10 protein-coding genes and 1 pseudogene are annotated in these 12,487 nt (G+C 66.1%); 4 read left to right on the top strand and 7 right to left on the bottom strand.

Translation table 11 applies throughout. The annotated features are described in order from the left end of the window. The first annotated feature begins 61 nt into the window (after positions 1–61). Genes MBELCI_RS21680 through MBELCI_RS19355 form a run of 4 tightly spaced genes read left to right on the top strand, consistent with a single transcriptional unit; the run spans position 62 to position 5,206 of the window. The gene (locus tag MBELCI_RS21680; protein WP_021694424.1) at positions 62–1,681 is read left to right on the top strand and encodes a CLIPPER-2 domain-containing protein; all 1,620 of its coding nucleotides are present in this window, start codon (positions 62–64) and stop codon (positions 1,679–1,681) included. Next, positions 1,678–4,125 carry a DUF11 domain-containing protein gene (locus tag MBELCI_RS11715; protein ID WP_021694423.1) on the top strand — a complete coding sequence of 816 codons (2,448 nt, stop codon included), beginning with the start codon at positions 1,678–1,680 and terminating at the stop codon, positions 4,123–4,125. Before MBELCI_RS21680 ends, MBELCI_RS11715 begins: the two co-directional genes overlap by 4 nt. Next, entirely contained in the window at positions 4,062–4,874 is an 813-nt protein-coding gene (locus MBELCI_RS19360) for a hypothetical protein (RefSeq protein ID WP_052512724.1), read from the top strand. The genes MBELCI_RS11715 and MBELCI_RS19360 overlap by 64 nt, the downstream gene beginning before the upstream one ends. Next, positions 4,820–5,206 carry a hypothetical protein gene (locus MBELCI_RS19355; protein WP_052512723.1) on the top strand — a complete coding sequence of 129 codons (387 nt, stop codon included), beginning with the start codon at positions 4,820–4,822 and terminating at the stop codon, positions 5,204–5,206. The genes MBELCI_RS19360 and MBELCI_RS19355 overlap by 55 nt, the downstream gene beginning before the upstream one ends. Positions 5,207–5,268: 62 nt before the next feature. Here MBELCI_RS19355 and MBELCI_RS11710 read toward each other — a convergent pair whose 3' ends face one another. The 7 genes and pseudogenes from MBELCI_RS11710 to MBELCI_RS21050 all read right to left on the bottom strand — a co-directional run. After that, positions 5,269–6,936 (bottom strand): M14 family metallopeptidase, encoded by a 1,668-nt coding sequence (locus tag MBELCI_RS11710; protein ID WP_131505544.1) that lies wholly within the window; start codon positions 6,934–6,936, stop codon positions 5,269–5,271. Between the two features lie 32 nt (positions 6,937–6,968). Next, the gene (locus MBELCI_RS11705) at positions 6,969–7,793 is read right to left on the bottom strand and encodes an ABC transporter permease (RefSeq protein WP_021694419.1); all 825 of its coding nucleotides are present in this window, start codon (positions 7,791–7,793) and stop codon (positions 6,969–6,971) included. Between the two features lie 4 nt (positions 7,794–7,797). After that, positions 7,798–8,724, bottom strand: a complete 927-nt coding sequence (locus MBELCI_RS11700) for an ABC transporter permease (RefSeq protein WP_021694418.1) — start codon at positions 8,722–8,724, stop codon at positions 7,798–7,800. A gap of 63 nt (positions 8,725–8,787) precedes the next feature. Beyond that, entirely contained in the window at positions 8,788–9,498 is a 711-nt protein-coding gene (locus MBELCI_RS22300) for an ABC transporter substrate-binding protein (protein ID WP_439645926.1), read from the bottom strand. Continuing rightward, positions 9,471–10,310 (bottom strand): ABC transporter substrate-binding protein, encoded by an 840-nt coding sequence (locus MBELCI_RS22295; RefSeq protein WP_021694416.1) that lies wholly within the window; start codon positions 10,308–10,310, stop codon positions 9,471–9,473. Before MBELCI_RS22295 ends, MBELCI_RS22300 begins: the two co-directional genes overlap by 28 nt. Further along, positions 10,307–12,142 (bottom strand): ABC transporter ATP-binding protein, encoded by a 1,836-nt coding sequence (locus MBELCI_RS11690; RefSeq protein ID WP_021694415.1) that lies wholly within the window; start codon positions 12,140–12,142, stop codon positions 10,307–10,309. Before MBELCI_RS11690 ends, MBELCI_RS22295 begins: the two co-directional genes overlap by 4 nt. 109 nt (positions 12,143–12,251) lie before the next feature. Further along, positions 12,252–12,487: pseudogene (locus tag MBELCI_RS21050) on the bottom strand (winged helix DNA-binding protein); the annotation flags it as partial.

The following is a 12,487-nucleotide window of genomic DNA, read 5'->3' as shown; positions in this document are numbered from 1 at the left end:
TTCTGGCAAGACGGTTGCCATGCGCGGCGCATCTTTGCGCGGTGATGAGGAAAGTCACTCCATGATCAATAAGGCTCAGTTCGTCCGAGCAATTCTCACGCGCGCGGCCCCGGCGATCGCGGCGCTGCTGGCCTTGATGGGAATGCCCGGTGCCCTTGTCGCGCAGCAGCTGATCCTACAGCCGGTCGGTGCGCCGCAGGTGGTGGGTTCTGCCGTCGGCAAGCGCGCGATCTGGCAGAACGCCGGCACCGTCGCCGGGCAGACGGTCGATATCGTCGGCGTGATGACGGAGACGACGCTCGATCATAGCTTTGGCACCGGCAATGGCAGGATCATGGTCACCTCAGTGGCGCAAGATCCTCATTTCATGAACTTCTACCTCTATGAGGCTGGCACCTACGACATAAACTCCGACACCGGCGGCGTCCCTGTCACGGCGGATGTCCACATCCAGATCAACGACATCGACGGGCCCTCGAACGAGCAGGTGTATTCGCAGATCTGCAGCGGACAGGTGGAGTTCATCCGGATCGACAAATCAGCGACGACGCAACGCTCCTTCTTTACCGGGCCCGGCACCATCGGCTTCGAAACCTTCATCCTGTCAGGCGACCAGGGTTACAACAACGAACCGGTTTCCGGGCTTGAGATCTTCTATCCGCAGACGTCGGTTTTCAGGTTCGGGCGCACCGCGAACACACGATTTCTCGTCCTGCTCGCCAATCCCACCTATGAGGAGGCGGACACGCTCGATTTCGCCTGTGCGGATTTTCGTCCGACGAACCTGATCGATGACGTGAAGGAGCAGCAGCTCGGCCAGCCCGTGACGCTCAACATCCTCTACAACGATTCCATCGCCATCGAGAACAACAACGCGCCGGCCAACGATACGGGCCAGCCGAGCCGTTATGCGCTTCAGGCCATCGACCTCGTGCCCCCCGCCGGCGCAGTCAACGTGATCACGGATGCCGACAATCATCGCATTGGTTTCGAGATGCCCGGCGAGGGAACATGGAGCTATGACGACCTGACCGGCGAGCTGACGTTCACCCCCTTCGTCGCGTTCTTCGGCGTCCCGACACCCATCGAGTACCGCTACCAAAGGCCCGAGAACGGCGCGGGGGCGGTTTTTTCGACACCTGCCACCGTGACCATAGATGTCGGGGCGGTCGGTCTTCTCAAACTCGCCACCTTGGCGGATGCCAACCTGAACGGCTATGCCGATCCGGGCGAGACCATCGCCTATGTCTTCACGGCCGAGAATTTCGGCAACGTGACGCTGACCAACGTCGCACTGGCCGAAACGCAGTTCAGCGGCAAAGGCACGCCGCCCGTCATCACCTTCCAATCATCGACCGCCCTGTCGCCCGAAGGAACGCTGGAGCCGGGCGAAAGGGCCATCTATACGGCCACCTACACCCTCATCCCCGAGGATCTCGACACCTTGATCAGCAATCAGGCGGAGGTCACCGGGACCACGCCTTCGGGCACGCCTGTGTCCGATCTCTCCGACAGCGAGAATGAGGCGACGGCGATGGCGTGGCGCAAAACGGACCGGGCGCGGGACGCGACGATCCCACGACCATCTACGCCAGCTCGGGTCCCGACCGTGGCGACGCCCCCGTCACATATGGCGACCCCGAACATGCCGACACCTCGACGCTTCGCATCGGGGCGGTGAACGGCGACGGCGACGGCAGCGCCCAGCATAGCGCGGACGCGTCGGGGGACGACACCGATGCCCGCGGCGATGACGAGGATGAAGAGGCCTTCCCCCAGCTTTATGGCGGATTGACCCGGAGCGTCGCGATCCCGGTCGGGGAACCCTCGCCCGGCACGGGACGGCTGTCGGTCTTCGTCGATTTCGGTGCCGATGGGACCTTCCTGACGCCGGGCGATCAGGTTGCGGCCGATCTGACCGACGGGGGGGCGGGCGATCTGGATGGTGCGGCCGATGGTGTCATCACCTTCGATATCGCCGTGCCGCCCACCGCGCCCCTTGTGCCGACCTTTGCCCGGCTGCGCTTTTCCTCGGTAGCCGGTCTCGACGCGATCACCGCGGCCGCGGATGGCGAGGTCGAAGATTATGCGATCACCCTCAAGACACCGCCAGACGCCGATCGGGGCGACGCGCCCGCCAGCTATGGTAATCCGCAGCACGTGATCGAAGGTGCGACGACCATTTACCTCGGGACCGTGCCCCCCGACGTGGACCTGATCGCGCAGAACACGCCCACCTCCGACGGCGACGATCTGGATGGGAGCGACGACGAGGACGGCGTTGTCCTGCCCCAGCTCTACGCCGGGGGGCTGGCCGAGATCACGGTCAAGGTGGTCGAACCCGCACCCGCGACCGCCTACCTGCAGGGGCTCATCGATTTCGATGGAGACGGCACCTTCGCGCAGACGAACGAGCGGGTGGCCCGCGATCTGCAGGACGGCGCTCCGGGGGACAAGGACGGGGCGGTGAACGGCTCCATCACGTTCGAAGTGTCGGTTCCCGCCGGTGCGACCAGCCTTCCGACACATGCGCGACTGCGCTGGTCGACCGACACCTTCGACGCGCAGACCGCCTTCGATGGCGAGGTCGAGGATTATGTCCTGACCATCTCGAACGACCCGCCGCCCTTTCTTTGCGATGCATCGATCTTTCGTTTCGACGAAAGCGACACGATCCTGAGGCGGCTGCAGATCACCGCTTCGGGCAACAGCTATGCCGTCGGCCAGACGACGCTGGGCTCCGCCGGCAACAGGCGCGACGGGGCATGGGGGTTCAACGCCGTCGACAGCTACCTCTACGGCGTCCGCACGAACAGCAGGCGGCTGTACCGGGTCGACGGTGGCGGCACCTTCACCGATCTGGGAAATATCGGGGGCGCAGAAGACGCGGCCAACGCCGGTGATATCCTGCCCGACGGCACGATGATCTACGCCGTTGACGAGGTGACGTGGCAGATCATCGACCTGTCCGTTCCGGCGGCACCATCGAATCTCGGTCTCTTGGACCTGTCGCGCGACATCTTTACCGAGGATTTCGCCTGGAACCCCGCCGATGGCCTCGTCTATGGCGTCGATCAGGCGACGGGCCGGATGTTTCGTGCTCCCGTCAATGGCGGGCTGCCGGGCACGATCACGCCCGTGCTGTTCGGACCGGCCATCTATGCGGGAACCTTCGCCTCGGTCTGGTTCGACGAGGACGGACGCCTCTATGGATATTCAAACACGACCAACAACCTCTTCCTGATCGATACCGTCACGGGTCAGACGCGCCAGATCGCGGCCCTGCCTTTCGACGAAGGTGGCGTCAGCGATGGCGCGTCCTGCCGTGGCCCCGCTCCGGTGCCTCTCGGCGCGGTGTCCGGCAATGTTTATGAGGACGACAACGCATCGGATGTCCGCGATGCAGGCGAGGCGAATTTCGGGGCCGGGATCGGGATCACGCTGTTCGATGATGCACGAACGTCCGCAGACCCATCCGATGACCTGCTCCTTGGCACCGTCGAAACCGCGGCGGACGGCACGTTCGGCTTCGGCGATCTTCTGGTCAACGCGACCTACCGCATCCTGCTCGACGAGGCCGACCCCGATCTTGGCACCGGGCGCACCATCGGCACCTCCAATCCCCGCCTCGGCGTCGCCGTTACCGCCAACAGCGTGACCACGGATCAGGATTTCGGCTTCGATGCGGCCGGTGCGGATCTGTCGATCACCAAATACGCGGCTCTGAGCAGGGCCACCGCCCCACGCAGTTCGGCTGCGCCGGGAGATCTGATCGACTGGATCATCACCGTGCAGAACAGCGGCGGCGGGTCGCCATCGGGGGTCAAGGTGATCGACCGCCTGCCCGATGGCTTCGAATACGTGTCGGATGACGCACCCGCGACGGGGGACACCTATGATCCTGCGACGGGGCTGTGGTTCGTCGATGAGATACTGGCGGGCAGCTCCGAGACGCTGACCATCACGCGCGGCTGCTCGATACGGGGGAAACCACGAACCGCGCCGAGATCATCTACAGCTCCCTGCCCGACCCGGACAGCGATCCGAACACCGGCCCGCTGGTGGATGACGGCAATGACGGCGTGGCCGATGACGACGAGGCCATCTATGCGATGGCGCGGATGACCGGCGGACGCCGCCTCGCGGGCCAAGTCTTCGTCGATGACGGCTCTGGCGGGGCGACGGCGCATGACGCGATCCGAAGCGGCGCGGAAACCAGCGCGCAGGCGGCCCGGCTGCGTATTCTGGGCACCGACGGCTCACTCTTGGCGGAGAAGGTTGTCGCCACCGACGGCAGTTGGTCCCATGTCCTGCCGGCAAGCTATGTCGGAAACGTCACGCTCCAACTCGTTCCGGCGCCGGGCGACATCCCGATCTCCGAACGAAGTTCCGGCCTGCCGGGTCTCGTCGACGCGTCCCCGCATGACGGAACCTTCACCTTCGAACCCGCCGCGGGAACCGACTATCTCGATCTCGATCTCGGCGTGTTGCCGGCTCCGCGCCTGACCGAAAGCCAGGTGGCTTCTATCTCCTCGGGTCAGGTGGTCAGCCTGCGGCATCGGTATCACGCGACGTCGGAGGGCACGGTATCATTCGATACCAGCGTACTCAGTGAAACGCCGACGGGCAGCTACGCCATTGCGTTGTTCGATGATCCCGGCTGCAATGGCGCGCCTGATGCGCCCTTGTCCGGCGCGGTGCCGGTGGTTGCGGGCGATGTCGTCTGTCTCGTCGTGCGGGTTTCCGCAGGGCACATAGGTCCGGGCGCAGCCTCGCGCTCCGTCTGTCCGCTGATACGGCCTTCGCACGGACCACAACCTTGCACCAAAGCATCAACACCGATCGGCTCGGCAGCGAAACCGCCTCGGGGCTGATCCTGCGCAAGACGGTCGAGAACGTGACGATGGGCACCAGCGAGGGCACGGCGAATGAAGGCTTTCCCGGCGATCGCCTGTCCTACCGTATAGAGGTCATCAATGCCGGGACCGAACCCGTGACCGACATCGCCATATTCGATCGCACGCCGCCCTACACGGCCCTCGATGCCGCCCCCGCCAATCCGGTCGCTCTGGCCACGGGCGTGACCTGCAACGTCGCCACCCCCGCCCCTGCCGGCTATAGCGGTCCGCTGAACTGGACCTGCACGGGTGCGCTTTCGCCCGGGGATCATGGCTCGGTCGTCTTCGTCGTGGAGATCGTGCCTTGACCCTGCCCGGCCCTGCGACCCCGGCGCCGTGAATCGCTCAGGTGTCCGCCACAGGCCGAGGGTCAGGCAACCATGGCGTGGCGCTGCAGCATCCCGGCCACCGCACGCACCACGCGGTACTGGCCTTCCTGCGCGATGCGGAAATCCTCGCCGCCGATGGTCTCGTCCGCGGCCTCGGTGATCAGCGTCACCGGATAGAGCGCCTCGGCCTCGCGACTCACGGTAAAGGGGATGCAGCCTCCATGTATCTCAAAGCTCTCCGCCCCGACATAGCGGCGGTAAAGGTCGAGCATCCGGCGGTTCTGCGCCGCGAGTTCGGGGAACGCGGCCAGCGCCTCAAGACCGGCCTGCAACACCGCGCGGGCCAGCGACTCCTGTGACGCATCGTGGCGCAGGATCAGGAAGAACCCCTTGGGGATGGTCCATTGGCCAAAGCCGCGCGGGATGTAGCCGGTGAGCGGCCGGGTCCATTCATGCGACGGGTAGCCATGCAGGTTCACATGCACCTCGGCCGGCAGCCGCGCATGGGCGAGATCGCGGATCGCGCTCTCGTAGCGTCCCGCCCCGTGGCTCAGATCGGCACCGCTCGCGGTGTAGCGGGCGGCGTGGTGCATGTGGCGCGGGTTGTCGGCGCAAAGCTTGCGGAAGAGCGCATAGCCATCGGGGTTTTCAAGCGGGTTCAGGGTGAAGCTCACATCACCCTCGGCGGCGAGGTCGCGGCCTGCGCGCAGCGCCCCGACCATGGGCGAGCTTTCATTGGCGTGCTGCCCGGCCGAAATGGCGAGCCGCGCCGCGCCGCGCCCGGCGACGTGCCGCCCCTCGACCAGCCGCCCCTGACGCGACCGGGCGGCATAGCTCACACCATCGATTGCGGCGAGATGCGCCGAGATCTGTGCCGGGTAGAGCCACTGCGTCGCCGTGTCGAGCGCGGGACGTCCGGGCTGGTCGCGGTCAAGCGCCGGCTCGGCCTGCACGGTGCGGATCTGCAACCAGGGCGCGTCGCCGCGCCGGACCAGCGGCACGACCTGACCGGCCTTGACCGAGCGTTGTCCCGGCGCGAGGCCGAGCCGCTCCTGAAAGATTTCCAGCGCGGTGAAGTAGATCTCCTCATGCATCGCTTCGGCGAGCGAGATCACTTCCGAGCCGACCGGCAGGACCTGATCCTCGTAGGGCAACTCCACGATCACCTCGAGCCGGTCGAAGAACGGCCCGTCGGGCTCGTCCGGCGAAAGCGGATCGAGCGGCATCGCGCGCAGATGCTTGCAAACCGCCTCGTAGATCGCCTCGTACTCGGTCGGCAGGTGCCGCCCACCCTGCCTGTCCTCGACCCAGCCGCAGGCGGCGAGCGCCCGGCTTCCATCCTCAAGCTCGACCCAGCGCACCGGTACCGGCACGACATGGCGCGCCTCCGGCGTCTCGATTTCGTAGGCCGGCAGCCCGCCGCCCTCGTGCGGGCGCGGCGCGAAGGCGATCTCGCAATGCGAGGCCAGCGCGTGTAGCGGATAGCATTCGAGCCGGAACCGGTCCTCGGGACAGCCCTCGACCACCGGGTAGTGGATCGTGGCGCGGGGCGCGTCGTCGAGCAGCCCCTGCTCCAGCACCTCGTGCAGCAATATCTTGTAGGCCGAGCGCAATCGCAGATCGCGCCCCTCGGCGCGGGCCCGTGCCTGCGCCGCGCGCCGCGCGCTCGGGCCTTCGAACACCCAAGCGGCGGTTGTCTTCCCGGGCAACGCGTCAATCGTGCGAATGAAGTCGCGCTTCGTCATTTCGTTGCGCCCAGCGGGTCGAGCCGGTCGCGCAGCCAGTCGCCCAGCAGGTTCAGACCCAGCACCGTCAGCATGATCGCGAGGCCGGGAAAGATCGTCACCCAAGGCGCGGTCTGGATGTAGTTGCGACCATCCGCCAGCATGCCGCCCCAGCTCGGCACCAGCGGGTCGATCCCGAGGCCGAGGAAGGTCAGGCTGCTTTCGAGCAGGATGTTGTTGGCGACGTTCAGCGTGGCGAGGATCACAAGCGGACCCATCGCGTTGGGCAGAATGTGGCCGAACAGGATCTTGCGGTCCGGCAAGCCGTAGCTCTGCGCCGCCTGCACGAATTCCGCCTGCCTCAATGACAGCACCGAGCCGCGGATCAGCCGCGCATACTGCACCCATTGCGCGACGATCATCAGCACGATGATCCGGTCGAGACCGGGCCCGATGATCGCGATCACCGTCATCGCCAGAAGGATGAACGGGAGCGCCAGCTGGATGTCGGCAAAGCGCATCAGGAACATGTCCCACGGCCCACGGTAATAGCCCGCCAGAAGGCCCACCACCGTGCCGATCACCACCGCGCCGAGCGCCGAGACGATGCCGACGAAGAACGACACGCGGCCTCCGACGACGACACGGGCAAGGATGTCGCGCCCGAGCGGGTCGGTGCCCAGAGGGTGTTCCCAGCCCGCGAAAGGCGCGGTCAGCCGCGCGGTCAGGTCCATGGCCCGGCCGCCATCGGGAAAGAGCAGCGGCGACAGCGCCACGGCACCGCCGATCAGCACGATCAGCACGAGGCCCGCGACGAACTCGAAATTCTTGAAGCCCGTCATGGCGTCACTCCAGTCTGATGCGGGGGTCGAGCAGCATATAGGTAAGATCGACCAGAAGGTTCACGGCGACGATCAGCACCGCGAGGATCGAGATCACCGTCTGCAGGATCGGGTAATCGCGCTGCGCGATCGCCTCGATTGCGAGCGTGCCCATGCCGGGCCAGTTGAACACCAGCTCGACCACCACGAGACCGCCCATGAGCGAGCCGAACTGCAGGCCGAGATAGGTGACCAGCGCGATCGAGCTGTTCCGCAGCGCGTGCTTGTAGATCACCTTGGCCTGCGACAGCCCCTTGGCGCGGGCCACCATGATGAACTGCGACGACAGCACGTCGAGCATGGTGGTGCGCACGATGCGCAAATTGGTCGAGGTCAGGATCACGCCGATGGTCACGGCGGGCATGATCAGCGATTGCGGCCCCGTGAAGCCCGATGGCGGCAGCCAGCGCAGCGTCACCGAGAAGATCAGCACCAGCATGATGCCGAGCCAGAAATTCGGAAAGGACAGCCCCGCCAGCGACAGCACCCGCACCAGCTGATCCCCGAAGGAGCCGCGATGCGTGGCCGCGTAGATGCCCAGCGGCACCGAGATCAGCAGTGACACCGCCAGCGACGTCAGCGCCAGCAGAAGCGTCGCGCCGAGCGCGCCGGAGACCAGCGGCGCGATCGCGCCCCTGAAGAAGCTGTTGCCCAGATCGCCGGTCAGCAGCCCGCCGATGAAATCGCCGTATTGCACGAGGAAGGGCCGGTTCAAGCCGAGCCCCTCGCGGATCCGCGCGAGATCCTCCGGGGTCACGTTCGCGGATTCGCGCAGCATCATCACCGCCGGATCGCCGGTGAGACGGATCGCGAATGAGACGAACAGCGTCACCGCGATCAGCACGAAGCCGGCCTGGATCACGCGTTTGAGGATGAAGGAGAGGATGGGCAAGGCGGCCTCCGGAAGCGAGGTTCCGGCGCGGGAGGGGCGGCCCCCCGCGCCAGCTGTATAGTCTTACTCTGCGACGCTCACCTCGGTGAGGCGCAGCCGCTTGTCGGGGGCGGGCACGAAGCCTTCGACCCGGTTGGCCACCGCATAGACCGTCTCTTCGTTATAGAGCGGGATATGGTAGGCCTCTTCATGGGCCAGCTCGGCCACCTGCTGCAGGATGTCCTCGCGCAACTCCTGATCGGGCGAGCGGCGCTGCTCTTCGAGAAGCGCGTTCATCTCCTCGGAGGTGCCATAGGGGTTCCACTTCTCGCCCTCGTGGTAGGAGAGATAGGCGGTGTTGTCGAAATCGAAGGTCCAGCCGCCCCAGCTGAACTGGAACATCTCGTTGGTCCGGCCCTGCGGCACGATCTCGTTGAGGAAGACGCCGTCCTCGACCGGGTTCAGCCCGACATTGAGCCCGATCCCTGCGAAAAAGCCGGTCAGCGCCTGCGCCACCTCGTTGAAGGTCGAGTTGCCGGCCCGGTAGTCGATGGTCATCTCGGTGCCGGGCGCGACGCCGGCCTCCTCGAGCAGCGCCATCGCCTGCTGCGGATCGAAGGGGTAGCCCTCGAGCTCGGGGTCGTAGCCGAAGGACAGCTCGCCCTGCAGGCTGGCGATCGGGCTGCCGCGCCCGGCGAGGAAGGCGTCGATCAGGGCCTGCTTGTCGATCGCCATGTTGAGCGCGCGGCGCACCCGCACATCCTCGGTCACGGCGTCCTTGGTCCTGAGCGCCAGAGAGTAGATGGAGGGGCCGGAGACCGCGACGATCCCGGCATTGTCCGACGCTCGATGGTCGGCACCGCCGAGAAGGCCACGTCCGAGACGAGATCCACGCCACCCGATTGCAGCTCGGCCAGACGCGTCGCATCCTCGCGGATGAAGCGGAACACCAGCCCGTCGAGTTCCGGCGCGCCCTCGAAATAGTCCTCGTTGGCCTGAAGCTCGATCCGAGCGCCCTGCTCGTAGCTGACGAACTTGAACGGGCCGGTGCCGACCGGGTTCATGTCGAAATGCTCCTGGCCGTTATCCTCGATGTATTGCGGCGGCACGATCATCGCGCCGTAGCCCGACAGCTTGGTCAGGATCACCGGGTCGGGCTGGGCCATGTGGAAATCGACGGTGGTCTCGTCGACGATCTCGACGCTCTCGATCGTGGTGTAGTTCGACTGCTGCGGACCGGCGCCGCCGACCTCGCCCAGAAGCCGGTCGAAGGTGTACTTCACCGCCTCGGCGTCGAACGGCTCGCCATTGTGGAACTGCACGCCCTCGCGCAGCTGGAAACGGATGCGCATGCCCTCGTCGAGCACCTCCCAGCTTTCGGCGAGGCCGGGCTGCAGATCGAGGTTCTCGTCGCGGCGCACGAGGCCGTCATAGATGTTCGAGGCGACCGCGCCCCATGCGACGAGGAAGGTGTCGACCGGGTCCCAGTTGGCCGGGTCCTGCCGCTGTGCCACGGTGAGCGTGCCTTCGGCGATGGCGGGGGCGGCGGTGAGCGCGGTGGTGGCCGCGAGTGCGGCGACCAGCAGGCGCGATTTCAGATCCGTCATGATGCGATACCTTCCCTGTATTTTTCGAAGTCTCGGTGATTGTCGGCCAGCAGGTGACCCGGCGCGACCTCGACGAAGCCGTGGCTGCGGCGCGGATCGCCGACCGGTCTGACCGGGCTGGGGATGTCGCCCGTCAGCGTGACGCGCTCGGGCGGACGGGTCGGGTCCATCACCGGCACGGCGCGCAGCAGGCGCTTCGTATAGGGGTGTTGCGGCGTCTCGAAGACCTGTCGGCGGGTGCCCATCTCGACGATCTCGCCCAGATACATCACCGCGACGCGGTGGCTGACCCGCTCGACCACGGCCATGTCGTGGCTGATGAAGAGATAGGCCAGCCCGCGCCGGGCCTGGATGTCCATCATCAGGTTGATCACCTGCGCCTGCACGCTGACATCGAGGGCCGAGACCGCCTCGTCGGCGATGATCAGCCCCGGATCGACCGAGAGCGCGCGGGCGATGGCGATGCGCTGACGCTGGCCGCCGGAGAACTCGTGCGGGTAGCGTCCTGCGTGTTCGGGCTTGAGCCCCACCGAGGTCAGCAGCTCGGCCACCTGCGCGTCGGCGTTCGTGATGAGCCCATGCGTGGCCATCGGCTCGATCAGGCTCTGGCGCACGGTCTTGCGCGGGTTCAGAGAGCCGTAGGGGTCTTGGAAGATGTACTGGATCTCGCGCTTGAAGCGCTGCCGCTCGGCCGGATCGAGCGACAGGATGTCGGTGCCGCGATAGAGGATGCGCCCCGAGACCGGGCTTACCAGCTGCTGCAACGTCTTGCCGACCGTCGATTTGCCCGAGCCGCTCTCGCCGACCAGCGCCAGCGTCTCGCCGGGATGGATTTCGAAGCTGACCTCCTCGGCGGCGTGGACGCGGTGGCTGACCCGGCCAAGAAAGCCAGAGGTGAGATCGTAGCGCGTCGTCACCTTCTCGAGCCGGACCAGCGGCTCGGCGCGCGTCGGCGCGGGATGCGCACCCGCCTCTTCGGCGGCCCGCCCCGGCAGGTCGAACTTGCGCGGGTTTTCCTGACCCTGCATGGCACCGATCTTCGGCACCGCGGCCATCAGCGCGCGGGTGTAATCCGCCTTGGGCCGCAGGATCACTTCCTCGGCGGGGCCGGTCTCGACCATCTCGCCATGACGCATCACCACGATCTCGTCGGCCATCTCGGAGACCACGCCCATGTCGTGGCTGATGAAGATCACCGAGGTGCCGAATTCGGTCTGCATGTCGCGGATGATCTGCAGGATCTGGGCCTGAATCGTCACGTCGAGCGCCGTCGTCGGCTCATCGGCGATCAGCAGGTCGGGACGGCAGGACACCGCCATCGCGATCATCACCCGCTGCCGCATGCCGCCCGAGAGCTGGTGCGGGTAGCGGTCGAGCTGGGCGCGCGCATTGGGCAGCCGCACCAGTTCCAGAAGGCGCGCCGCCTCGTCTCGCGCCGCCCGGCCGCGCAGGCCCCGGTGCAGTTTCAGCGCCTCGCCGATCTGGCTGCCGATCGTGAAGACCGGGTCGAGCGAGGTCATCGGCTCTTGGAAGATCATCGAAATGCGGTTGCCGCGGATGCGCCGCAGCGCGGCTTCGGAGGCGCCGGTGATCTCGGTCTCCCCGTCCTTGCCGATCAGCCTGATCCGGCCCGAGGTGACGCGGCCGCCAGTGAACTTCAAGAGCCCCATCGCGGCCATCGAGGTCACCGATTTGCCCGAGCCGCTTTCGCCGACGATGGCCAGCGTGCCGCCGCGCGGCACCTCGAAGCTCAGGCCGCGCACGGCCTCGGTGTCGCCGAAGGAGATCGACAGATCCTCGACGGTCAGGATCGGAGCGGTCGTGTCACCCAAATCGAAGTCCCTCCGGCCTTTCGCAACAGTTACGTGACGCTAGCCGGACCCCGCGCCCGTTGTAAACGTATTGTTGATAATTTGCCGACATTTTTCGATCGAAGCATCCTCAAACCGAGGCAACGGATCGCGCCGCTTGATCGTAGAGCCCTGACATTCCACGAAGAACCGTCGCCAAGCGGCGCAATTCCTCGCTGTCGGAGTCCATGGAATTAAGCGTGTCGAGCAGACAGATTTCGCGCAATTGCCGGTATTTCTGGCAGATCTCGGCCCCGTGCTCGGTGGTGGTATAGTAGCGCTCCTTGCCGCGCCGCTCGCCCTCGACCAGCCCCTCGGCCACCAGCT

The organism is Limimaricola cinnabarinus LL-001 (genome assembly GCF_000466965.1).
GTDB classification, from domain to species: domain Bacteria; phylum Pseudomonadota; class Alphaproteobacteria; order Rhodobacterales; family Rhodobacteraceae; genus Limimaricola; species Limimaricola cinnabarinus.
This window is presented reverse-complemented; position numbering and strand designations above follow the sequence as displayed.